Origin of the sequence: Streptomyces sp. NPDC050564 (genome assembly GCF_044457265.1) — a bacterium.
Classification (GTDB): domain Bacteria; phylum Actinomycetota; class Actinomycetes; order Streptomycetales; family Streptomycetaceae; genus Streptomyces.
Genome location: NZ_JBITGS010000008.1, coordinates 91,208 through 114,081 on the forward strand (window position 1 = coordinate 91,208; position 22,874 = coordinate 114,081).

At 70.0% G+C, this 22,874-nt stretch carries 20 protein-coding genes and 1 pseudogene; 6 read left to right on the top strand and 15 right to left on the bottom strand.

The genetic code is table 11. From position 1 onward, the window contains the following. The first annotated feature begins 137 nt into the window (after positions 1-137). Positions 138-902 carry a crotonase/enoyl-CoA hydratase family protein gene (locus ACIBK0_RS14690; RefSeq protein ID WP_399079446.1) on the top strand — a complete coding sequence of 255 codons (765 nt, stop codon included), beginning with the start codon at positions 138-140 and terminating at the stop codon, positions 900-902. On the opposite strand, the gene ACIBK0_RS14695 is transcribed toward ACIBK0_RS14690, so the two are convergent. The 3 genes from ACIBK0_RS14695 to ACIBK0_RS14705 are packed head-to-tail and all read right to left on the bottom strand — an operon-like array spanning position 889 to position 4,909. After that, positions 889-2,088 (bottom strand): NAD(P)/FAD-dependent oxidoreductase, encoded by a 1,200-nt coding sequence (locus ACIBK0_RS14695; protein ID WP_399079448.1) that lies wholly within the window; start codon positions 2,086-2,088, stop codon positions 889-891. The two genes, ACIBK0_RS14690 and ACIBK0_RS14695, sit on opposite strands and share 14 nt — an antisense overlap. Next, a complete protein-coding gene (locus ACIBK0_RS14700) occupies positions 2,085-3,473 on the bottom strand; it encodes an FAD-dependent oxidoreductase (RefSeq protein WP_399079450.1) in 1,389 nt (462 codons plus the stop codon). The genes ACIBK0_RS14695 and ACIBK0_RS14700 overlap by 4 nt, the downstream gene beginning before the upstream one ends. After that, positions 3,470-4,909, bottom strand: a complete 1,440-nt coding sequence (locus ACIBK0_RS14705; RefSeq protein ID WP_399079452.1) for an FGGY family carbohydrate kinase — start codon at positions 4,907-4,909, stop codon at positions 3,470-3,472. The genes ACIBK0_RS14700 and ACIBK0_RS14705 overlap by 4 nt, the downstream gene beginning before the upstream one ends. 239 nt (positions 4,910-5,148) lie before the next feature. Here ACIBK0_RS14705 and ACIBK0_RS14710 point away from each other — a divergent pair, with 239 nt between their 5' ends. Then, positions 5,149-6,234, top strand: a complete 1,086-nt coding sequence (locus tag ACIBK0_RS14710; protein WP_399079454.1) for a mechanosensitive ion channel family protein — start codon at positions 5,149-5,151, stop codon at positions 6,232-6,234. A gap of 58 nt (positions 6,235-6,292) precedes the next feature. Here ACIBK0_RS14710 and ACIBK0_RS14715 read toward each other — a convergent pair. Further along, positions 6,293-6,760, bottom strand: a pseudogene (locus ACIBK0_RS14715) (M1 family aminopeptidase); the annotation flags it as partial. A 38-nt stretch (positions 6,761-6,798) separates the two neighbouring features. Beyond that, the gene (locus ACIBK0_RS14720; protein ID WP_399079856.1) at positions 6,799-8,040 is read right to left on the bottom strand and encodes an RNA-guided endonuclease InsQ/TnpB family protein; all 1,242 of its coding nucleotides are present in this window, start codon (positions 8,038-8,040) and stop codon (positions 6,799-6,801) included. Positions 8,041-8,491: 451 nt separating this feature from the next. On the opposite strand from ACIBK0_RS14720, the gene ACIBK0_RS14725 reads away from it, so the two are divergent. Further along, complete coding sequence (locus ACIBK0_RS14725) at positions 8,492-10,711, top strand: NADP-dependent isocitrate dehydrogenase (protein WP_399079456.1); 2,220 nt, start codon at positions 8,492-8,494, stop codon at positions 10,709-10,711. Positions 10,712-10,945: 234 nt separating this feature from the next. Here the strand turns inward: ACIBK0_RS14725 and ACIBK0_RS14730 are convergent, their stop codons facing one another. Continuing rightward, on the bottom strand, positions 10,946-11,149 hold the full coding sequence (locus ACIBK0_RS14730; protein ID WP_399079458.1) for a cold-shock protein: 204 nt from the start codon (positions 11,147-11,149) through the stop codon (positions 10,946-10,948). A 195-nt stretch (positions 11,150-11,344) separates the two neighbouring features. Here ACIBK0_RS14730 and ACIBK0_RS14735 point away from each other — a divergent pair, with 195 nt between their 5' ends. Beyond that, positions 11,345-12,406: a nitrous oxide reductase family maturation protein NosD gene (locus tag ACIBK0_RS14735; RefSeq protein ID WP_399079460.1), complete on the top strand. Its 1,062-nt coding sequence runs from the start codon at positions 11,345-11,347 to the stop codon at positions 12,404-12,406. 52 nt (positions 12,407-12,458) lie between these two features. Next, positions 12,459-13,487: a methyltransferase gene (locus ACIBK0_RS14740; protein ID WP_399079462.1), complete on the top strand. Its 1,029-nt coding sequence runs from the start codon at positions 12,459-12,461 to the stop codon at positions 13,485-13,487. 87 nt (positions 13,488-13,574) lie between these two features. On the opposite strand, the gene ACIBK0_RS14745 is transcribed toward ACIBK0_RS14740, so the two are convergent. The 7 genes from ACIBK0_RS14745 to ACIBK0_RS14775 all read right to left on the bottom strand — a co-directional run bounded on the left by ACIBK0_RS14745 (position 13,575) and on the right by ACIBK0_RS14775 (position 18,885). Beyond that, positions 13,575-13,910: a TcmI family type II polyketide cyclase gene (locus tag ACIBK0_RS14745; RefSeq protein WP_399079464.1), complete on the bottom strand. Its 336-nt coding sequence runs from the start codon at positions 13,908-13,910 to the stop codon at positions 13,575-13,577. A 24-nt stretch (positions 13,911-13,934) separates the two neighbouring features. After that, positions 13,935-14,414 (bottom strand): SRPBCC family protein, encoded by a 480-nt coding sequence (locus ACIBK0_RS14750; protein WP_399079466.1) that lies wholly within the window; start codon positions 14,412-14,414, stop codon positions 13,935-13,937. A 1-nt stretch (position 14,415) separates the two neighbouring features. Continuing rightward, positions 14,416-14,673, bottom strand: a complete 258-nt coding sequence (locus ACIBK0_RS14755; RefSeq protein WP_399079468.1) for a phosphopantetheine-binding protein — start codon at positions 14,671-14,673, stop codon at positions 14,416-14,418. Between the two features lie 23 nt (positions 14,674-14,696). Then, positions 14,697-15,944 (bottom strand): ketosynthase chain-length factor, encoded by a 1,248-nt coding sequence (locus tag ACIBK0_RS14760; protein WP_399079470.1) that lies wholly within the window; start codon positions 15,942-15,944, stop codon positions 14,697-14,699. Continuing rightward, positions 15,941-17,209 carry a beta-ketoacyl-[acyl-carrier-protein] synthase family protein gene (locus ACIBK0_RS14765; protein ID WP_399079472.1) on the bottom strand — a complete coding sequence of 423 codons (1,269 nt, stop codon included), beginning with the start codon at positions 17,207-17,209 and terminating at the stop codon, positions 15,941-15,943. The genes ACIBK0_RS14760 and ACIBK0_RS14765 overlap by 4 nt, the downstream gene beginning before the upstream one ends. Further along, the gene (locus ACIBK0_RS14770; protein ID WP_399079475.1) at positions 17,206-17,688 is read right to left on the bottom strand and encodes a cupin domain-containing protein; all 483 of its coding nucleotides are present in this window, start codon (positions 17,686-17,688) and stop codon (positions 17,206-17,208) included. Before ACIBK0_RS14770 ends, ACIBK0_RS14765 begins: the two co-directional genes overlap by 4 nt. Positions 17,689-17,760: 72 nt before the next feature. Beyond that, positions 17,761-18,885 (bottom strand): SchA/CurD-like domain-containing protein, encoded by a 1,125-nt coding sequence (locus ACIBK0_RS14775; RefSeq protein WP_399079477.1) that lies wholly within the window; start codon positions 18,883-18,885, stop codon positions 17,761-17,763. A 234-nt stretch (positions 18,886-19,119) separates the two neighbouring features. On the opposite strand from ACIBK0_RS14775, the gene ACIBK0_RS14780 reads away from it, so the two are divergent. Continuing rightward, positions 19,120-20,847, top strand: a complete 1,728-nt coding sequence (locus tag ACIBK0_RS14780; RefSeq protein WP_399079480.1) for an FAD-dependent oxidoreductase — start codon at positions 19,120-19,122, stop codon at positions 20,845-20,847. Positions 20,848-21,170: 323 nt separating this feature from the next. On the opposite strand, the gene ACIBK0_RS14785 is transcribed toward ACIBK0_RS14780, so the two are convergent. Together ACIBK0_RS14785 and ACIBK0_RS14790 are read right to left on the bottom strand one after the other, a co-directional pair. Then, a complete protein-coding gene (locus ACIBK0_RS14785; protein ID WP_399079482.1) occupies positions 21,171-21,851 on the bottom strand; it encodes an endonuclease in 681 nt (226 codons plus the stop codon). Between the two features lie 466 nt (positions 21,852-22,317). Next, positions 22,318-22,689 (bottom strand): DUF488 domain-containing protein, encoded by a 372-nt coding sequence (locus ACIBK0_RS14790; protein WP_399079484.1) that lies wholly within the window; start codon positions 22,687-22,689, stop codon positions 22,318-22,320. Positions 22,690-22,874: the final 185 nt, after the last annotated feature.

The window sequence follows — 22,874 nt, forward strand, 5'->3', positions numbered from 1 at the left end:
GTGCCTGCTGACCGAGGACGAGCTGTCCGCGAAAGCGGTGTACGACGACCCGTTCCCGGCGCGGGCCGTCCATGCCACCCGAAGCTGCGCTACCGAGGGGTAACCTCGGCGTACACCGTCGGAGAAGGGACACCACGATGCCGGTCCGGATCGAGCGCCAGGGTTACGTCACCACGGTCGTCCTCTCCCGGCCCGAGGCCCGCAACGCGGTGGACGGACCGACCGCCGCCGAACTCGCCGACGCCTTCAGGGAGTTCGAGGCGGACGATGGCGCGCGGGTCGCGGTGCTCTGGGGCGAGGGCGGCACGTTCTGCGCGGGCGCGGACCTCAAGGCGATCGGCACCGAACGCGGCAACCAGGTCACCGAGGACGGCGACGGACCGATGGGCCCCACCCGGCTGGTCCTGACCAAGCCGGTCATCGCGGCGGTCGCGGGACACGCCGTGGCCGGCGGCCTGGAACTGGCTCTCTGGTGCGATCTGCGGGTCGCGGAGGAGGAGGCCGTCTTCGGGGTCTTCTGCCGCCGCTGGGGTGTGCCGCTCATCGACGGCGGCACGGTCCGGCTCCCCCGTCTCATCGGTACCAGCCGCGCGATGGACATGATCCTCACCGGCCGCCCGGTCCCCGCTCCCGAGGCGTACGAGATGGGGCTCGCCAACCGCCTCGTCCCGGCCGGCCGCGCCCGCGCGGAGGCGGAGCGCCTGGCGGCCGAGATCGCCGAGTTCCCCCAGTCCTGTCTGCGCAGCGACCGTGCCTCCGTCCTCGACCAGGAGGGCCTGGTCGAGAAGGTGGCCATGCGCACCGAACTCCACTACGGCATGGACGTCTTGGCCGAGAGCCTGGAAGGCGCCGCCCGCTTCGCGTCGGGTGCCGGTCGGCACGGTTCGTTCAGCGAGCTGTGACGCGGACGGGGCCTGCGGCCGGATCGACCGAACCGACCCAGCGTCCGTCGAGACGCAGCGGCCGATTCGGTACGACGGTGGTGAGAAGGCGTTGTCGGTGCAGGACCCGACCGTCCTGCGTGACGGCCAGCACCGGCCGGGTGAGGAACTCCGCCGCGCCGAGCACGAAGGGGCCGTACGGCATCGCGGGCGCGAGCCGGTTCGGGGCGGCCCAGCGCAGAGGCGGCGCCACGAGGAGCGGAACCGTCGGGGACCAGGGCGCGCCCGCCAGGTGATCTCGTACGTACCGCGCCGCCCGTACGCCCTCGCGGGCCACGGCGGCGGCGCTCTCCACGGCGTGCAGCACGTTGCCCACGGCGAACACGCCCTCGCGTGACGTGCGGAAGGCGCCGTCGACCGCGGGTCCGCGCGTGCCCGTGTCGAGGGTGAGGCCGCCGCGCCGGGCGAGTTCATGGTCCGGCACGAAGTCTCCGGTGAACACGACGGTGTCGCATGCGAGGCTCGCGGTCAGGCCGTCGTGGTGGCGCAGGGCGACTCCGCTCAGGCGTCCGCGCCCCCAGAGTTCGATGACGGTCGTTCGGGTGAGGAGCGGAATCCGTTGTCCCAGGCGGGAGTTGACCGCCCGCAGTCGGTTGCCCTGGTGACGCGCCAGGTCGGTCACCATCGCGACGACGTCGACCCCAGCATCCAGCAAGGTGTCCACGGCGGCGTAGCTGACGGCTTCTGCGCCGACGACGACCGCGCGTTGGCCGATGCGCTGCCCGTAGAGGTGCACGGCCTGCTGAAGCTCTCCCGTGGTGAACACTCCTGCGGGTCTGGTCCCGGCCACCAGCCGCGCGCCGCGGGGCCGTTCGCGGGCTCCCGTGGCGAGGACGACGGCCGTGGCGGTGACCGTCTCCAGTCCCGCCGGGCCGACGGTGTCCAACGCCAGCGGTCCGCACCAGCCGAGGGCGGTGACCCCGGTGCGGAGGGCGGCCCCGGCCCGGATCGCGGCCTCGGCGTATCGCCGCGCGAAGCCCGGCCCGTCGAAGCCTCGGCGACGGCAGTGGCGAGGCACCCCGCCGGCTTCCTGTTCGCGCTCCAGCACCTCGACGCGGGTGTCTCCCCCGGCCGCGAGCCGGGCGGCGAGAGCGAGACCGGCAGGTCCCGCGCCGACGACCAGGACGTCCACATGCCGCTGACTCATGCCCGCCCCTCGAACAGCTCTCGTAACGCGGCGCCGCAGTAGAACCCCTGGCAGCGCCCGCCCCGCGCACGCGTCCGGCGCCGCAGCCCCTCCAGGCTGCGCGGCGGGATCGTACTCGCGAGGGCGTCACGGATCTCGCCGCGCGAGACGCGCTCGCAGTGGCAGACCAGGGTGCCGTACTCCGGGTCGGCGGCGATGAGTTCGGGGCGCTGGTAGGGGCGCGGGAAGGCCTCGCCGAGGTGGGGCATGCGGACGGGTTCCAGGTCGTCGGCCTCGCCGAGGTCGAGGCCGCAGTCGGCGAGGAGGCCGGTGACGTGCGAGGCGATGGCCATGGACGCGGTCAGGCCGGTGGAGCGGATGCCGCCGACGGTGACGTATGCCTGGTCGGGGTGGGCGCGGATCCGGTAGTCGTCGTACTCGGTGGCGGCGCGGAGCCCGGCGTAGACGGCGGTGACCTCCTCGTCAAGCAGATCCGGCAGGATCCGGCGCCCCCTGTCGCGCAGCAGGGCGAGGCCCGCCTCGGTCGATCCGGTGGCTGTCCTGTCGTCCACCTCCTCGGCCGTGGGCCCCAGCAGCACATTCCCGTACACCGTGGGTGCCACCAGTACGCCCTTGCCCAGCGCCGTCGGGACGGGCAGCAGGATGTGTCGGACCAGTTCGCGGGCGAACTTGTCGAAGACGAGGAGCTGGCCCCGGCGCGGGGTGACGGTGAAGTCGCGGTGGCCGAGCCGTCGGTCGAGTTCATCGGAGTACAGGCCCGCGGCATTGACGAGGTGGCGCGTGCGGACGGTCCCACGGCTCGTGCGCAAAACCCCGCCGTCGGCCCTCTCCACACGGCAGTCGAGGTGCAGGTCGACGCCGTTGCGTACCGCCTGGGTGGCGTAGGCGAGCGTCGTGGTCCACGGGCAGATGATGCTCTCGCCGGGGACGTGGAGCGCGCCGAGCGCGCCGGGCCCCAGGTGTGGTTCGCGCGCGTACACCTCGTCGGGGTCGAGCATGCGGGCCTGGCGGTAGTCGTTCTTCTCCGCCTTGGCCGCCAACTCCGGTAATGCGGCGAGCTGTTCACGATCCCAGGCGACGAGCAGGGCACCCACGGGTTCGACGGGAATCCCCGACTCGGCCGCGTACCCGGCGAGTCGACCGGAGCCCTCTCGTACGAGGCGGGCTTCGAGCGAGCCGGGGACGGCGTCGAAACCCGTGTGCAGGATGGCCGTGTTGGCCTTCGACGTGCCCTGTCCGACGTCGTCCTGCGCCTCGACGAGCGCGATGCGCAGCCGCCGATGGCGGGCGAGTTCCCGGGCGATGGCACAGCCGACGACACCCGCGCCGACGATCACGACGTCGTACGTCACGTCCGGCAGCGAGCCGTGCGCCGTGACCGTCATGCGGGGGTCCGGTCGAGCAGGGCCGTCACGGCCGAGCGGAAGCCGGCGAGGCGTTCGGCGGCCTCGTCCCGGCTGATGCGCGGCTCGTACACGGCGGAGGGTTTCCGGTCGGGGAGCGCCTCGTCCACGGTCAGTGCCGGATCGAGGCCCAGCCGGGCCACGGCACCCGCACCGAGGGCGGTGGCGTCGGGCAACGCCGATACTTCGACGGGGAGTTGGAGGAGATCGGCCTGGGTCTGCATGAGCAGCGCCGAGCGGGTCAGACCGCCGTCGACGCGCAGCGCGGTGAGCGGTGCGCCCAGGTCGGCGGCGGCCGCGTCGGCGAGTTCGACGACCTGGGCGGCGATGCCCTCGCACAGGGCACGCACCAGATGCCCGGGCGCGGTGTCGAGGCCGAGCCCGGTGAGCGAGCCGCGCAGATCGCCCCGCCACCAGGGTGCGGCGAGCCCGGCGAGGGCCGGGACGAAGGTGACACCACCGCTGTCGGGTACCGCGCCGCCGACCGGGTCGAGGTCGGCCGCCCCGGAGATGACGCCGAGGTCGGTGAGCCAGCGGACGGCGGACGCGGCGGTGTACACCTGGCCGTCGACGCAGTAGCTCGTCCGCCCCGCGAGGCGCCACGCGACACAGCTCACCAGGCCCGAGTCGCCGCGCCGAGGTGTCGTTCCGGTCTGCGCGAGGAGGAACGCCCCGGTGCCGTAGGTGCACTTGGCGTTTCCCGGCTCGGTGACGCGCTGGGCGAGGAGCGCTGCCTGTTGGTCGACGAGCAGACCGGTGAGGGGAATCTCCCTCCCGAAGACGGACGTGGTGCCGACCCGGGTGTCCGCGTCGACGACCTCCGGCAGTCGCTCGTCGCAGAGTCCGAAGACGTCCAGCGCCTCGCGCGACCACCCCACCCGGTCCAGGTCGAGGAGTTGGGTACGCCCCGCGGTGGCGGCGTCGGTGACGTACGCGCCGGTGAGCCGGTGCACGAGCCAGGCATCGGAGGTCGTGACGACTCCGGCCCGGGTCCGGTGACGGCGTATCCAGGCCATCTTGGGGGCGGCGAAGTAGGGGTCGAGGGGCAGGCCGGTGAGATGGCGTAACTCCTCGGCGTGCGGGGCGAGTTCGGCACACACGCTCTCCGCCCGCCGGTCCTGCCACACCAACGCGTCGGTCAGTGGTTCGCCGGTCGACGGGTCCCAGGCGAAAACGGTCTCCCCCTGGTTGGCGAGCCCGACCGCCGCCACGGACTCGCCCGCCTGAGCAAGTGCCCGGCGCCCGGCGTCGACGACGGACTCGTACAACTCGACCGGATCGACCTCGACACGCCCGCCGGGCAGATGACGGGGGCGTACGGGAGCGGTCCCGGAACCGATCACACCGCGGTCGGGACAGATCACCAGGGCCTTGGTCCCGGACGTCCCCTGGTCGATCGCGAGCACCGAACCGGACATGACCCTCCCCTGTGATCACCGCCTGCCAGCCTGCTTCAGGGCGCCCCCGGCCGTCAATGGCGGGTCCGCGGCGGCCCGGTGACGGGAGGGCAGGTGGATGCGGCAGGATGAGCGGTCGCCCCGGACGACGAACACCGGTCCGGGCTTGATCGTGCATTCCCGGATTCGAGCAGGTGGCAAGTGACGACACAGCACATCCGGCCCGCGGGCCTTCTCTCCGGTCACCAGGGAGGTCACCGGTGAAGCGCTCCCTCACCCTGGACGACCTGATGGTCGCCGGAATCGCCGTCGCGGCGGGCCTTGTGGCCGCGTTCCTGCTGCGCATGCTGCTGCGCTGGCTGGGCAAGCATGCCTCGCGCACCCGCTGGAGCGGCGACGACGTCATCGTGGACGCGCTGCGCGCGCTGGTGCCCTGGGCCGCGATCGCCGGGGGGCTCGCGTCGGCAGCCGCGGTGCTGCCGCTGACCGCGCAGGTCGGGCGCACCGTCAACCGATCGCTGACCGTCCTGCTGATCCTTGCGTCCACCATCACCGCGGCCCGGGCGATCACCGGCCTGGTCCGGTCCGTGACCCAGTCACGGTCGGGAGTCGCCGGCTCGGCCACGATCTTCGTCAACATCACCCGGGTCGTGGTGATGGCGATCGGCTTCCTCGTCGTGCTGCAGACGCTGGGGATCTCGATAGCCCCGCTGCTCACGGCGTTGGGCGTGGGCGGTCTGGCGGTGGCCCTCGCCCTCCAGGACACCCTCGCCAACCTCTTCGCGGGCGTGCACATCCTCGCCTCGAAGACGATCCAGCCGGGCGACTACATCCGCCTGAGCAGCGGAGAGGAGGGCTATGTCGTCGACATCAACTGGCGCAACACCACGGTCCGTCAGCTCTCCAACAACCTGGTCATCATCCCCAACGCCCAGCTCTCGGGCACCAACATGACCAACTTCACCCGGCCCGAGCAGCAGATGACCCTCACCGTCCAGGTCGGGGTCGGTTACGACAGCGACCTGGAGCATGTCGAGCGCGTGACCAACGAGGTCGTCACCGAGACGATGACCGAGATCACCGGCGCCGTCCCGGACCACGAGCCCGCCGTCCGCTTCCACACCTTCGGCGACTCCCGTATCGGTTTCACGGTGATCCTCGGCGTGGGCGAGTTCAGCGACCAGTACCGGATCAAGCACGAGTTCATCAAGCGCCTGCACAAGCGCTACCGGGAGGAGGGCATCCGGATTCCGTCGCCCGCGCGGACGGTGGCGCTGCAGCCGGGCGGCGCCGGGCTCCTCGAGCCGGTCATCCCCCATCAGCGCGACGCCACGGCACGCACGTAGAGCACGACACGGCACCGGAGCCGGACGGAGCTCGTCCGCCCGGCTCCGGTGTCAGGGCTCAGAGCGTGGCCGACGAGTCCGGGTAGTGGCCGGGCTCACGGTGGCGGGGTGCGACCAGGCTCGGGGTCACCGGGGTGACCGGCCAGTCGGGGTGGTTCGGCATACGTGGTGTCCTCGTGCCGTAAAGCCAGTCCCTGAGGAAGCCGGACCGGTCCTGGCCGGAGATCTCGGAGGCGACCGCGATGTAGTCCTCGGTGGTCGCGGCGGAGTTGCGGTGACACTCCAGGAAGGTGCGCTCGATGCGGTTGAAGACGTCCTCGCCGACGACCTCGCGCAGCGCGTAGAGGACCAGGACGCCGCCCAGGTACCGCTGGCTGTCGAAGAGGTTGGCGGCGTTCGGCGCGGCGACAGGACCGGAGGACTGTCGCCACAGGTCGCCCTTGGCGTAGGTGTCCTTCATGCGGGCTTCCATACTGGTCAGGCCGAGCGAGTCGGCCCAGCCCCGCTCGTAGCGGTAGAGCAGTCCTTGAAGTGCTCTCTCGGTTGAAGCCGGGAGATTCCTGCCTACCTTTCTGTGGCGGGCTTGACGCCGCGGGGACGCCTGACGACTGCACTCCCGGCAGCCGGGATGAGCGTGTGGCCCATCCGGTACAGGTGCAAGATGTTCCGGCCTGCGTTGTGGTCGGCGTTGCCGGGCCATCCGCAGTCTTCGTTCTTGCAGACGAACACGGCCTGGGACTCCCGGTTGCCCGGTGTGGTGGCGCCGCAGGCGGAGCAGCGCTGGGAGGTGCCGGGGGCGGGGACCTTGTGCAGGGTGCCGCCCTGGCGGGCGGTCTTGTACGTCAGCATCGTGATGGTGCGGGCCCAGGCCTCCTGGCTGATGGAGCGGTTCAGGCCGGACTTCTGAGCGACCCTCGTCCCGGGTTCCTGGACGGTGCCCCTGGCGCTCTTGGTCATGTTCGTGATGTCCAGTTGTTCCACCACGATCACGCCGCACGTGCGGGCGAGTTGGGTGGTGGTCCGGTGCTGCCAGTCGGTTGCCCTGCGCTTGGCTCTCGCACGAAGGCTGGCGATCTGGTCGTAGGTGGCCCGCAGCCGGTTCGAGGTCTTCTGCCCCGGCCTGCCAAAGCTCTTGCGGTGTGCGGCCCGCTGCTGAAGGCGGAGCAGCTTGGCCTTCTCGTCGGCGTTCAGCCACTTGTCCCGGTCGGCCGTGCCGTCCCGGGTCCTGGCCGGGCGCCCGTGGTCCTGGTGGTTTTCGTCGGAGAGGGCCAAAGGCACCGTGACGCCGACGTCGATACCGACCTCCGGCCCTGGGTGAGGCTCGGGCTTCGGCTCCAAGGTCTGGACGCGGAAGGCGATGTGCCAGCCGAGCGCGTCTTTGACCAGCCGGGCCCCGGTGATGCGGTTGTCGGTGTCGGCGTGCCGGCCGACCGGGAGATCCTTTGTCCAGCGGAAGCGAATACGGCCGATCTTGGGAATGTTGGCCATGCCCCAGCGGCGGTGCACACGGGTGATGTTCAGGTCCCGGCCCTGCGGGATGTCCACCGACATCACCGTGTGCAGGCGCGCCTTGAAGTTCGGTGCGTCGGCGTGGTGGTCCCAGCAGTTCTTCCACGCCTGGAAGTAGGTCTTCAGTACTGCCTGCGCGGCCTGGGCGGGAAGCACGCCGAGCCAGTCGATCTCCTTGCGGGCCTGGCGGATCGCCGCGTCGGCCGCGGCCAGGGAACGCTTCTGCTTCGGCAGCATCGTCCACCAGTCGTGCAGGCAGTTCCACATCGTGCGGGCCGCGTGCGCCTGATCGTCCATGAGCCGGATCTGCGCAGGCGTCAGCGCCAGTCGGGCGCGATGCCCGAACTGCCGCTGCTCCTGCACACATTCCGTAACCACGCGATCACCATACTGTGTGGTTCACGTCACCACGGCGGAATCCCGCCAATCAAAGGCGGCCGCGGGGGCCGTCACTCTGGTGCGATATCTCATGGTTCGCTTTCGTTCGGGGGGGTCGGGGCCGGTGGCCCTGCCGTCGGATCAGGCGGGTGATCTACCTGAGGTACGCGAGAGCGGGCAGTGCGGTTGCCCGCGGCGCACCACTTCCCGCTTTCACTTGCGCTTGTGTTTTCACTGGCGCCTCGGCCGCTGATCAGCGGCGGTCGGAGGACACCGCCCGACCAACCCGGCGCGGACCCCTGTCGAGTCGGGGCCGCTCACGAGATATCTTGATGTCGAGCAATGTTGCAGACGTGGAGCGGAGCACCCGGTGACTGACTCGACCATCATTTACACGCACACTGACGAGGCCCCGGCCCTGGCGACGTATTCGTTCCTGCCGGTGGTCCAGGCGTACGCCTCGCAGGCGGGTGTCACTGTGGAGACCCGTGACATCTCGCTGGCCGGGCGCATCATCGCCCTCTTCCCCGAGTTCCTCCAGGAGGGCCAGCGCATCGCGGACGCCCTTCACGAGCTCGGTGAGCTGGCCAAGACGCCCGAGGCGAACATCATCAAGCTGCCGAACATCTCGGCGTCGATCCCGCAGCTGAAGGCCGCGATCGCCGAGCTGCAGGAGCAGGGCTACGCGCTTCCGGACTACCCGGACGACCCGAAGTCGGACGAGGAGCGCGACATCCGCGCCCGTTACGACAAGGTCAAGGGCAGCGCCGTGAACCCGGTGCTGCGCGAGGGCAACTCCGACCGCCGCGCCCCCGCGTCGGTCAAGAACTACGCCAAGACCCACCCGCACCGCATGGGCAAGTGGACGCCGGAGTCGAAGACGAACGTCGCCACCATGGGCGTCGACGACTTCCGCTCCACCGAGAAGTCCGCGGTGATCACCGAGCCGGGCACGCTCCGTATCGAGCTGACTGGCGACGACGGCTCCACCACCGTGCTGCGCGAGTCGGTACCCGTCCTCGCGGGCGAGGTCGTCGACGCGTCCGTCATGCACGTCGCGCCGCTGCGCGAGTTCCTCACCGCGCAGATCGCCCGCGCCAAGGCCGAGGACGTGCTGTTCTCGGTGCACCTCAAGGCCACGATGATGAAGGTCTCCGACCCGATCGTCTTCGGTCACGTGGTGCGCGCCTTCTTCCCGAAGACGTTCGCGAAGTACGGCGAGATCCTCGCCGGCGCCGGCCTCACCCCGAACGACGGTCTCGGCGGCATCTACAAGGGCCTGGAGGCGCTGCCCGAGGGCGCCGAGATCAAGGCCTCCTTCGACGCCGAGCTCGCCGAGGGCCCGGAGCTGGCGATGGTCGACTCCGACAAGGGCATCACCAACCTGCACGTCCCGTCCGACGTCATCGTCGACGCCTCGATGCCGGCCATGATCCGCACCTCCGGTCACATGTGGGGCCGGGACGGCCAGGAGGCCGACACCCTCGCTGTTCTGCCGGACAGCAGCTACTCCGGTGTCTACCAGGTCGTCATCGACGACTGCCGTGCCAACGGCGCCTTCGACCCGGCCACGATGGGCTCGGTCCCGAACGTCGGTCTGATGGCGCAGAAGGCCGAGGAGTACGGCAGCCACGACAAGACCTTCGAGATCCCCACCACCGGTACGGTCCGCCTCGTCGACGAGGCCGGGAACGTCGTCCTGGAGCAGGTCGTCTCCGCCGGTGACATCTTCCGCGCCTGCCAGACCAAGGACGCCCCGATCAAGGACTGGGTGAAGCTGGCCGTCACCCGCGCCCGCGCGACCGGCGACCCGGCGGTCTTCTGGCTGGACGAGACCCGCGCGCACGACGCCGTGCTCATCGAGAAGGTCAAGCAGTACCTGCCGGAGCACGACACCGAGGGCCTGGACATCCGCATCCTGTCCCCCGTCGAGGCGACCAAGCTCTCCGTGGAGCGCATCCGCCGCGGCGAGAACACGATCTCCGTCACCGGCAACGTGCTGCGTGACTACCTGACCGACCTCTTCCCGATCCTGGAGCTGGGCACCAGCGCCAAGATGCTGTCGATCGTCCCGCTGATGGCGGGTGGCGGTCTCTTCGAGACGGGCGCCGGCGGCTCCGCACCGAAGCACGTGCAGCAGCTGGTCAAGGAGAACTACCTGCGCTGGGACAGCCTGGGCGAGTTCCTCGCGCTGGCGTCCAGCTTCGAGCACCTCGCGACGACCACGGGCAACGCGCGCGCCCAGGTCCTCGCGGACACCCTCGACCGCGCCACGGCGACCTTCCTCAACGAGGACAAGTCCCCGACCCGTCGCGTCGGCGGTATCGACAACCGCGGCAGCCACTTCTTCCTGTCCCTGTACTGGGCTCAGGAGCTGGCGGGGCAGAGCGACGACGCCGACCTCGCCAAGGCGTTCGGCCCGCTCGCCGAGACGCTCACCGCGCAGGAGCAGACGATCGTGGACGAGTTGATCGCGGTCCAGGGCTCCCCGGCCGACATCGGCGCCTACTACCAGCCCGACCCGGCCAAGGCCGCGGCGGTCATGCGCCCGTCGACGACCTGGAACCAGGCGCTGGCGACCCTCGCCTGACACACGCACCACCCCGCGGACCCCGGTCCGTGACGGTGCCGCCCCGGCCGGATCCTCCGGTCGGGGCGGTTGCGTATGACGGGTGCTCGGTCGGCCTCATGTCTTCAACCGTGTGCGCCGCATGACACGGGGGTCACACCCGTCCGGCATGCGGGCCCGGAGTCCGACGCAGGCCCTGCGCTCGTACGAACCGACCTTCTTGCACGGTCGGTTGCAGACCGAGGACGAGGTCCGTCAGATCGGGCGGATGTTCTCTGCCTGCAGACCCTTCTGGCCCTGGACGACGTCGAACTCGACCTTCTGGCCCTCCTGAAGCTCCCTGAAGCCCGATGCGCTGATGTTGGAGTAGTGGGCGAATACGTCAGGGCCGCCCTCGTCCTGGGCGATGAATCCGAATCCCTTCTCGGCGTTGAACCACTTCACGGTGCCTGTAGCCATGATCGTCTCTCTTTTCACCCGAAGCGGTGCCGACGACTCGGCCTGTGGCCGCTCCGGGGGTGCTCACGCGATGCATACCACTCGGCGGCCCGTTTTCTCACCGCGTCACCGCCCTGGCTCTGGCTCTGTGACGGGGGCTGCCCACCTGGGTGATCAGCGGTGGCGAGCCGGAACTCCCGCTCATAGCTTCGGCCTATGACCAAACGACAGATGGCCTACCTCGCTTGCATCGCGGCTGTCGTGGCGTCGGGACTGGGTTGCGCCCCGCCGGCCCACAGCCTGACGGTGCACCGGGTCAGCGCCGGCGAATCGATCCAGAAGGCTGCGAACGCCGCCAAACCGGGGGACACCATCATCCTGTCCCCCGGCACCTACCACGAGAGCGTCAGCATCACCGTGTCCAACCTGACGCTGCGGGGCTCCGACGCCCAGTCCACCGTCATCGTGCCCGGCCCCGCCTCCGCCGACAGCGCATGTGCCAAGGCCGGCAACGGCATCTGCGTGACCGGGACCGACAGTAAGCGCGTCGCGGGCGTCACCGTACGCTCACTGACCCTCAGAGGCTTTGCCAAGCAGGGCCTGTGGGCGTCGGGGACCGATCGGCTGACCGTGCGGAACGTGACCGCCGAGAAGAACGGTCAGTGGGGCATCGCCCAGGAGAAGTCGATCCGCGGCGTGTTCCGCTACAACACCGCCCAGAACAACGGCGACGCGGGCCTGTTCGTGTCCAACACGGTCAACACCGAGGAGGGCGCCCGCGACACCAAGGGAACGGTGGTCAGTCACAACCGTCTGGTCGGCAACCGGATCGGTGTCACGGTGCGGCGACTGCGGAACCTGACCGTCGATCACAACGAAGCGACCGGCAACTGCACCGCGCTGTTCGTCGTGGGCGACGAGAACAAGCCGGCCGTGGGGGCCCTGAGCGTGCACCACAACTACCTTCACGCCAACAACAAGAACTGTCCCAAGACCGCCCGGCTGCCCTTCCTGCAGGGGTCGGGGATCGTCCTCACCGGCGCCGAGGACACGCGGGTGACGGACAACCGGGTCGAGGACAACGTGGGCACCTCCCCGCTGTCGGGCGGCATCGTGCTGTTCAAGAGCTTCGTAGGCGCCCACAACCAGCGCAACGAGATCCGCGACAACGTGGCGATGCGCAACGGCACCGCCGATCTGGCCAACAGGGACACCGGCAGCGGCAACACCTTCCACGGCAACACGTGCGCGGTCTCCGAGCCCGCCGGAATGTGCTGACCGGTCCGCTCCCCACCCCACTTACAGCACGACAGCAGAAGCGAGGCAACAGATGACGACCGTTGATCCGGCTCCCCCGCCGCCCATGCGGCTGCGCGAGCTCGTTTTCGGGGCGGCGTGCGCCGCCGCCGTACGCGCGGCCGCCCGCCTGGGTGTGGCCGACGCCCTGGAAGAAACGCCCATGAGCGTGGAGGACCTGGCGACAGCGGTGAAGGCCCAGCCGCGGACACTGCGCCGGCTGCTGCGCGCGCTGTCCTGCCAGGGCGTCTTCATGGAGCACCCCGACGGCACCTTCGCGCACACGGAGATGTCCCGGCTGCTGCGCGAGGACGATCCGCACAGCCTGCGGTACATCGCGCTGTGGTGCACCGAGCCGTGGACGTGGAACGTCTGGCCCAAGCTCGACGAGGCGGTGCGCTCCGGCCGGAACGTCTTCGAGGACGTGTACGACAGGGAGTTCTTCGAGTATCTCAACGAAGAGGCCCCCGAGTCGGCGTATGTCTTCAACCGGGCCATGACGACGTCCAGCGAGCAGTCGGCGCGGGACGTCGCCAACCTGCTCGACCTGCGGAACGTGTCCTCGGTCGCGGACATCGGCGGCGGTCAGGGGCAGGTCGTGGCCAGTCTGCTGGAGAAGCACCCCAAGATGCACGGCACGCTGCTCGACCTGCCGGGTGTGGTGGAGAACGCCGATCCGCGTCTGCGGAGCGGCGGTTCGCTGGCCGATCGGGTGCGCATCGTGGCCGGGGACTGCCGCGAGGACATCCCGGTCCAGGCGGATGTGTACATCATCAAGAACATCCTGGAGTGGGACGACGCGAGCACCCGCAGGGCGCTGGCGAACGTCCGGAAGGCGGCCCGGCCCGGTGCCCGCGTCGTCGTCATCGAGAACCTCGTGGACGACACCCCGTCGATGAAGTTCACGACGGCCATGGACCTGTTGCTGCTGCTCAACGTCGGCGGCGCCAAGCACACGCAGAAGAGCATGGTCGAACGGCTGACGGACGCCGGCCTGGTCATCGGCGAGATCCGCCCGGTCAACGCCTACCTCCACGCCTTCGAGTGCACCATCCCCAGCTGAGCTTTTCTGCCCCGGAGAAAACCCGAGGCCGCCGGTTCCGCGTCTGTCGCGGAGCCGGCGGCCTCGGGTTTTCTCTCGGGCGCCCGTTCAGGAAGCGGAGGCGTCCCGCTCCCAGCGGTAGAAGCACTGCGCCATGGCGTCCTTGGGGCTGCGCCACGTCTGCGGGTCGTACGCGCTCACGTACGCCGACAGCTGCTCGCTGATGCTCCGGAACTCGGGGTGTCCGGCCACCTTCGCGATGGCGGGCGCGGGGTCCTGGTCGGCTTCGATCAGGTGCATGTACACGTCGCCGAACTGGAAGAGGCTGCGACGGTTGACGCCGATCAGGTGAGGGAGTTCGCCGCGGTCGGATGCGGCGAAGACGTCGGCGATCGCCGGCGCCGAATCCGGCGCCATGCGGGCGACGATCAGGGCGTGGTGCATCGAGTGTCCTTTCTGGGCCGGCGATCAGCGGGGCATGACGGGGGCGGCCTGACGGTCGCGGGCGGCCTGCTCGATCCGGTCCCGGATGAGGGCCATCTGGACGCGCGAGTTGCGGTTGATGTTGTCCGTCATCCAGGCGTCGTCGACCGGGGCCTCGGGCTTCATCGCGAAGTCCTGCACCCAGCGCATGTGGGTGCCCTGCGGGGTCTCCTTGTACTCCCACAGGATGTTCATGTGGGCGAAGGGGCCGGTCTCGACGCGGCGGGCCCGGACCGTGCGCTTGGCGCGGTCCATGGTCCGCTCCGAGACCCAGCTCCAGACCTTCCCGTTCTCGTCCGGGTGCATGGTCAGCCGGAAGGTCGTCGTGTCGCCGTCGCGGGAGAGCACCTCCAGCGAGGCGTATTCGCTGAAGAGCTGGGGCCAGTTCTCGATGTCGTTGGTCATGTCCCAGACGAAGTCGAGAGGGGCGTCGATGGTGATGCTGTTCTCGGTGTGTCCTACCACTTCAGGCTCCAGCCTTGAGGGTCGTGTTGACGAGGTCGAGGAATTCACGGGGGGTCTTGCAGCGCTCCGCGTCGGGAGGCAGCGGCTTGCTGTACTGGTTCTCCAGCTCGCCGACGATGCCGAGCAGGCCGAGCGAGTCGAGGCCGAGGGTGCCGAAGGGCGAGTCCGACGAGTGCGCGAGGTCCTTGGGGTCGACGGTGACGCCGGCCGCCTTCTTCATCAGCCTGGCCAGTTCGTCGACAGTCACTTCGATGATCATGTTGTTCTCCTTCCCGCCCGGTACTACCGGGCGGAGTCGCCGCCGCGGCGCACGACCAGCGCCGCGTTGGAGCCCATCAGTCCCCTGCTGAGGACCAGGGCCGTGTGCAGTTCGGCGGGGCGAGCGCGAGACATCACCAGGTCGAGGTCGTGGCAGATGTCGAACACGTTCGGAGTAGGGGGTACTTGGCCGTGTTCCATGGCGAGCACCGCGGCCGCGGTGTCCAGTACGGGTGCCGCGCAGTAGCTCCGCCCCATTCCGGTCTTGGGCGCGGTGACGGGCACGCGGGTACCGTGCGCCCCCAGCGCGTCGGCGATGGCCAGCGCTTCGGCGCGGTCCGCCTCCGGTACGCCCAGGGCGTCGGCGAACACGACGTCGATCTCCTCCGGGGCGCAGTGGGCCTCGTCGAGGGCACCCCGGATCGCGTGGGCGAGCCCCTCTCTGGACCGCTCCCATTGGGAGGCGCCGGTGAATGTGGCGGCATGGCCGGCCACGGTGGCCCGGACGGCCGCCCCGCGGTCGCGGGCGCGGGTCTCGTCCTCCACGACGAGCATGGCGCCGCCCTCCGCCGGAGCGAAGCCGCAGGCTCCCGCAGTGAAGGGCCGGTAGGCGCGCTCGGGGTCCTCGACGGTGCTGAGCTCGGGGTAGCCGAGCTGACAGACCATCGAGTACGGGGCCAGCGGCGCCTCCGCGGCTCCGACGACCACCGCGGCGGTTCCGCGCCGTACCACCCGGGCCGCATGCGCGATGGAGTCCAGACCACCCGCCTCGTCGCTCGCGACCACTCCGCACGGCCCCTTGAAGCCGCCCCGGATGGAGATCTGGCCGGTGCTGGCGGCGTAGAACCAGGCGATGGACTGGTACGGGCCGACGAACCGGGATCCCTGTCCCCACAGCTTCTGCAGTTCCCGCTGCCCGAACTCGCCGCCGCCGGATCCGGCGGCGGTGACCACGCCTATGTCGTAGGGCTCCGCGGGGTCACCGTTGGCGAGCCCGGCGTCGTCGAGGGAGAGGGCGGCCGCGGCCATGGCGAAGTGGCTGAACCGGTCGGTCTGGACGAGGAATCGCTCCTCGATGAGGGCCGCGGCGTCGAAGGCCCGGACCTCGCCAGCGACGCGGAGCGGCAGATGCTCGCACCCCTCGCGGGTGATCCGGTCCAGAACGCCGAGGCCTTCCTTGACGGATTTCCAGTACGCGTCGACGCGCAGGCCGTTGGGCGCGATCACACCGATTCCGGTGATGGCCGCACGAGGTGGGCGCTGAGTGCTCATGGTGTCCTCCCACCCGGCCCGGTCAGGAGCACCGCGGACTGGAAGCCGCCGAATCCGCTGCCGACGGAGAGCACGTTCTTCAGCTTCCGTGGGCGGGCGGTGCGCGGCACGTAGTCCAGGTCGCACTCGGGGTCGGGAGTCTCGTAGTTCGCCGTCGGCGGCACGACCTGGTGCTTCAGGGCGAGGACGCAGGCGACGACCTCTATCGCCCCGATCGCGCCCAGCGAGTGCCCCACCATGGATTTGATGGAGCTCATGGGCGTGTCGTAGGCATGCGCGCCCAGGGACCGCTTGACCGCGGCGGTCTCGTGCCGGTCGTTCTGTCGGGTGCCCGAGCCGTGCGCATTGACGTAGTCGATCAGCGTGGGGTCGAGGCGGGCCTGGTCGAGCGTGGTGTCGATCGCCCGGGCCATCTCCAGCCCCTCACCGGTCAGACCGGTCATGTGGTAGGCGTTGCCGTAGGTGGCGTAGCCGCTTATCTCGCAGTACACGTGCGCGCCGCGGGCTCGGGCGTGCTCGTACTCCTCCAGGACCAGCACCGCGGCGCCCTCGCCCATGACGAAGCCGTTGCGGTGTGCGTCGAAGGGCCGGGAGGCGTGCTCGGGGTCGTCGTTGTTGGGCGACGTCGCCTTGATGGCGTCGAAGCACGCCATGGTGATCGGCGATATCGGCGAGTCCGACGCCCCGGCGATGCAGACGTCGGCCCGGCCCTCTTCGATGGTGTGGAAGGCGTAGCCGACCGCGTCGAGTCCGGAGGTGCAGCCGGTGGATACGGTCTGTACCGGGCCTTGAGCGCCGAACTGCTCGGCGACCACCGAGGCGAGCGTGCTGGGCGAGAACGCCAGGTGCAGTTTCGGGTCGGCCGCGCGGTGGTCCACGTCCCACCGCCGGCCGCGCTCACTGACCTGGACGTAGTCGTGTTCCAGGCGGGTGGTGCCGCCGACCGCGCTGCCCAGCGACACTCCGACGCGCCAGGGGTCTTCCCGGCCGGAGTCGAGGCCGGAGTCGCGTACGGCTTCTCCGGCGGCGACCACGGCGAACTGTATGTACCGGTCGGCGTGGTCGCGCAGCTCCGGGTCCAAACCGTGCGCGAGCGGGTCGAAATCGCATTCGGCGGCTATCCGCGAGCGCAGGCCCGCCGGATCGAACAGCGTGATGCCGCGGGTCGCGGTGCGGCCGTGGGAGAGCAGGTCCCAGAACGCCGTCGCCCCGGTGCCGCCCGGAGCGACCACACCGATACCGGTGACGGCCACCCGCCGGGTCACTTTATGGCCCCACTTCGCTCGGACGGCTGTCCGTGGTCCGACGCGGACAGATCCGTCCCTGCGGTGGCGAACTCGCGGCTGGGCACGGTGTCGTCGGTCCCCTCCGTGTCCACGTGACCGAGGCTCGGACGCGGGGCGAGCGGGCCCAGGTGGAAGACCATGCGGGCTTCCGTGTCGCCGACATTGCGGAAACGGTGCCGCATGTTGATGGGGATCAAGAGGCCCTGATCGGGCTTCAGCGCGTACGTGTCGCCATCCAGGTCGACCTCGAGCGCGCCCGTGACGACGTACACGAACTCCTCGGAGTACGGGTGGTAGTGCTCGCCGATGCGCTCGCCGGGCTGGATGAGGGCCAGGCCCATGAAGCCGCTGGTGGAACCCGCCGTGGCGGGCGTGAGCATGGCCCGGATGTCACCTCCGCGCCTGCGGTTGGGCTCCGTCTCGCTCAGGTCCACGATGCGTGGATGCTGCTTGATCATGGTTGATACCTCCGGGTGTGGCTGGGACGTCCGGGTGGAGCGGCCGCGGGCCAGGGGCCCGCGGCCGTTCCGTCAGGAATCCGCCGAGCTGCGGTCGGTGATGGGCATCATGTCGGCGTGCGACAGGAGGCGGTTGATGTTGCGTTCCGTCTCCAGGGAGCCCTCGACGCCGATCGCGGCACCGTCGAGGAGGCGCTCCAGCTCCGCCGCCTTCTTGGGACCCTTGAGGCCCAGCGAGGCGACGGGGTCCGCGTCGAAGTCGCCCACCAGGTCGATGAGGCGCACCACGGTGTCGTCACGCTGGAAGACGGTGCTTCCGTACACCGGGCTCTTCGGGTCGTCCGCCGCGGCCTCGTCCTGGTGGGCGAGCAACCGGGCCAGCTCCATCCCGCAGCCCCGCTTGGCCGGGTAGTACAGCGCATGCCGCCGCAGGTTCGCGGGTTCCGGCCGACCGGCCACCACGTGGTGCACGGCCGGGAGCGCCGCCCGGGTGAAGAAGACCCGCGCGGAGCCGTCGTCGGTCAGGTCCCGCTCCTGCTCCAGATACGGGTTGATGGCCTCCTCGACCGCCCGCACCTCGGGCTGACGCGCGACGTGGCGCAGGGCCACAAGGAGGTCGCCCTCCACTTCCACCGCCCGCACAACACGGTTGCCGTGCATGAACAGTGAAGTACGGCGCAGCCGCGTGGTGTCGTCGACCTGGGCCTGGGGGGACTTGTACCCCGCCAGGATCTCGGCGACCTTCGATTCGGAGCCCGGCTTGACGGTGAAGGTGAGCGCGTGGCGTGCCACACCGTCGCCCACTCGGGCCTCCACCTGCATGGCCGCCTTGGCCGACTCCGGCGTGAGCGGCTGAGCCGGGCTGGTCTCCCGGAGGATGCTGTAGCGCATCGACCGGGTGTCCCGGACACAGTCGTGCATCGGCCGGACCGTTTCGACATGCTCCTCGCTGTTCACCCAGGCCAGGAAGGGCGGAGCGCTCTCCCACTCGCTGGTGATGAGCCACTGCGAAGGGTTTTCGATCGACTGGCAGAGCTGGTCACTGAGGTGACCGGGCACCGACGCGACCTGATTGCGCATGTGCTCATACGCGTCGAGGAACTGCTGCTGGGCTCCTTCGTACAGATCGAGCAGCAGGATCACCCGCAGCCTGGAGCCGTCGAACGCCGACTGCGATATACGTCCCGTGGTGGTCATCCGGCACACCTCTCCTCTTCATTACGGAAGGTCAGGAACGACCGCCGTGTCCCGAAAGGCCGGGGTCGCCATGAGCCGATCGTTGACGGGACCTCCGAAGTGCGCGAGCCCCACGGGGCGGACGAGTGAACCGCGTGCCATCCGGGTGCCCCGAGCGAGCGAACCGGTCAGCACAGGGCATGGAAACTGCATCCCATCCCTGACTCACCTCGCAGGTGACGCTGGAGGCATTCAATGAACCGATCGGAAGAGGCCGGCGAGGTCGGTCACCACACGCCCGTCCTCATCGTCGGCGGCTCTCTGGTGGGCCTGTCCACCTCTCTGTTCCTGGGGCGTCTTGGCGTGCCGCACATGCTCGTCGAGCGTCACTCGGGCACGTCGATCCATCCGCGTGGGCGTGGAAACAACGTGCGCACCATGGAGTTGTTCCGGGTGGCCGGGGCTCAGCAGCGCATCCGGGACGCCGCATCGATCCTGGCGGAGAACCACGGCATCATGCAGACGCCGACCCTGGTGGGCGATGCCGGCGAGTGGCTGTTCAAGGAGATCGACCCCGGCGGCGGGCTTGCGCGCTTCAGCCCGAGCGCGTGGTGTCTGTGCAGCCAGAACGACCTCGAGCCGGTGCTGCTGGAGTGTGCGCGGGAGCTGAGCGGAGATCTGCGCTTCTCCACGGAGTTGATGTCGTTCGACCAGGACGCCAGCGGGGTGACCGCACAGGTCAAGAGCCGCGACTCCGGCGAGCACACCACCATCCGCGCGGACTACCTCGTCGCCGCGGACGGTCCGCGCAGCCCCATCCGCGAGCGGCTCGGCATCGGGCAGACCGGACCGGGTGACCTGTTCCACAACGTGAGCCTCACGTTCACGTCCCGCGCTCTGGCGGACGTCGTCGGTGACCGGCGCTTCATCTGCTGCTACCTGACCAACCCGGATGCCGACGGGGCGCTCCTGCCGGTCGACAACAAGGAGCACTGGGTCTTTCACGCTCCCTGGCATCCCGAACACGGCGAAACCCTGGAGGAGTTCACCGACGAGCGGTGCGTGGAGCACATCCGGCGGGCCGTCGGAGTGCCGGATCTCGATGTGGAGATCACCGGCAGAGCCGCCTGGCACGCCGCCGAGCGGGTCGCCGAGCGGTACACGGACGGCAGGGTGTTCCTCGCCGGGGACTCGGCCCATGAGATGTCCCCCACCGGGGCGTTCGGCTCCAACACCGGTATCCAGGACGCGCACAACCTCGCCTGGAAGCTGGCCGCCGTGCTGGGCGGCTGGGCCGGTCCCGGACTGCTGAGGTCCTACGACGCGGAGCGCCGGCCGGTCGCGGAGGCGACCAGCGCCCGCGCTTCGTCGCGTTCGGTCGAGCACAGCCACCCCGGGTTCACCCCCGGCCCCGGCGTCGGTGGGCCCGGTGGCAATGGGGGCCCTGGTGGTCCCGGCGGTCCTGGCGGTCCTGGTGGTCCCGGCGGTCCCGGCGGTCCCGGCGGGAAGAACGGAATCCTCAACGTGGCGCTGGGCTACCGCTATCGGCGGGGCGCGATTCTGGGTGCCGACCCGGCGATGCCCGTCGTACCCGACGGCATGCGGCTGACCGGCGAGCCCGGGAGCCGGGCGCCCCACATGTGGCTGAACCGGTCCGGCACCCGGGTCTCCACCCTGGACCTGTACGAGCGGTCGATGGTGCTCCTGAGCTCAGCGGACGGCGCCGGCGGGTGGCACTCCGCGGCGAAGGACGTCGCGCAACGGCTGTCCGTGCCCGTCGACTCGTACCGGATCGGCAGCGGGTCCGACGCGGAGCTGTCCCCCGAGGACGGCATGGACTGGGCGGAGGTCCACGGCGTCACCGCGGACGGTGCGGTACTGGTCCGCCCCGACGGGTTCGTCGCGTGGCGGTCGGAAGGGCCGTCGGCGGACCCGAAGACGGCGTTGGAGCAAGCCCTCATGGCGATCCTGGACCGGGGCTGACCCCACAAGCCGGGCGATCAACCCGATGGAGCGCCGGTGTTCGGGGTGGCACGTCATTGACGTGCCACGTCGCTCACCGGCGCTCCAGCACGTCCTCACCCTCCGGCACACGCGGACACACAGGACCGCGGCCCTGCCCTCCCGTCCGCGCAGGCCGCAAGCCGCCGTCGATCTCGGCCCGGGTCACCGCGCGCGTCGCCTCGAACCGCTCGCACCCGTCCAGCCCACGCATTGTGGAGGCGTGTCACCGGGACTCCGTCCGCTGACGCTCCAGAGGGCCAGCCGAGGACGGCTCGCGCTCCAGAGGGCCAGCCGGGGACGGCTCACGCTGCGTCGGCGGCGGCGAGCACCTCGTCGGCCAGCGGTTTGTCGAGGGCCGCGTCGACGAGGCCGTCCGCCAGGCGGGGTATATCGCGCTCGGCGACGAGGCCGCTCAGCTTCTTCGGCGAGGCGGGGAGTCCGAGTCGTCGAGCGCCGTCCAGGGCCTTGCGGTCGATGTACGGTGCTAACTCGGGCCAGATTCCCTGCACGTCGCGCAAGAAGATGTCGGCGCCCGTGGGCCCGATCCCGGGTATGTCCAACAGGGCCTTCTTCGGATCGGATTCCTCGCGCAGGCGACGCAGATCGCCGTCGTAGCGTTCCAGCAACAGTTCCGCTCCCTTGCCGAGCAGGGTGGAAGTGCGCTCGTCGTAGCGGCGGTAGCCGCCCTTGCCGAGTGCATCGACACGGTCTTGCCAGGATGCGTCCGCCATCGACCGCGCGTCGCGCAGCCCGGCGTCGAACAGCGCCCGGGCCGAGGCCACGGCGATGTCGGCCCTGATGCGGGCGCTGAGGAGTATCGCCAGCACGAGCGTCTGGTACAGGGGGGCCGGGGTATTGCGCAGTCGTATTCCGGCCCGCGCCGTATAAGTGCGCCGCTGTCGGTCGAGCAGTGCGCGCACCACTGCTTTGTCTGTCGCGTGGGTCGCCTTCTTGCCGGGCTTCCCATCGGTCTTCGTAGTCATCACCAATTCACCAATTCACCGATTCAACGTTTCACCGGTTTTCCGAATACGCCGTCCCGCGCGGTCCGTGAAGGTGTGGCTGGAGGGCGAGAAGCTGCGCGGCGACTCTGCGCTGACCCGGACGGGACATGATGGCGAGCGTGAGCGCTGGATCATGATCAAGCCGTCCGACGAAGGGGCCGACGCCCGCCGGAACCCGGTGAGCACCGACCCCGACTCCGTACGCACTGGCCGCACTCTGAACGAGCTCTCCGAGGAGGACAGCGAGTGCACGCATCGACTTGCGGCTCGGGCTGAACCCCCGAGGATTCCGGCTTCCGTTGTGCGTGCTGTGCGGCTGTGCGGCGCGTGCTCCGGTCCGACTCCGGCAGGCGCGGCGCGTACTCGATGGACGGCTCCCACTCCCCTCTGGCGGCCCCGGTCGGCGTGGCGGTGGTCCTCGTCGCATGATCGCGTAGCGCGTGCGCTACGTGGGTCGGGCCGCACCGGTCAGCCACTCGGCGAGGACGGCCGCCTGGCTGTGGTCCACGTCCTTGGTGGCGGTCAGCAGCGTGAGCTTGTCGTGGTCGGCGAGGTCACGCAGGTGCCCGGCCGCCTCTCGGTGCTCGGAGTCGCGCAGTTCATCGAGGTAGCGGTGGCGGAACTCCGTGAAGCGGCTGGGCTGGTGGCCGTACCACTTCCGCAGTTCGGTCGAGGGCGCGACGTCGCGCAGCCACTCGTCGATGTCCGCCTCCTCCTTGCGCATGCCCCGCGGCCAGACACGATCGACCAGGATCCGTCTGCCGTCGCGCGGCGAGGTCTCCTCATAGACTCTGCGGTATTTGATCTGCTTTGCCATGATCGAACCCCCTTCCGTCTCATTTTATCGAGCCTGATCATTCATCGGGAGGGCGACCTCGCTGGCACCCACCACCCCGCGCCTCCCCGCTGGGGCCTGCATGCGGCTTCGTCCGACGGGCACTCGGAGAGGGTGACTGGCCGTCCCTCCGCCGGAAGGGGTGAGGCGGATGCCCGGCTCCGCGT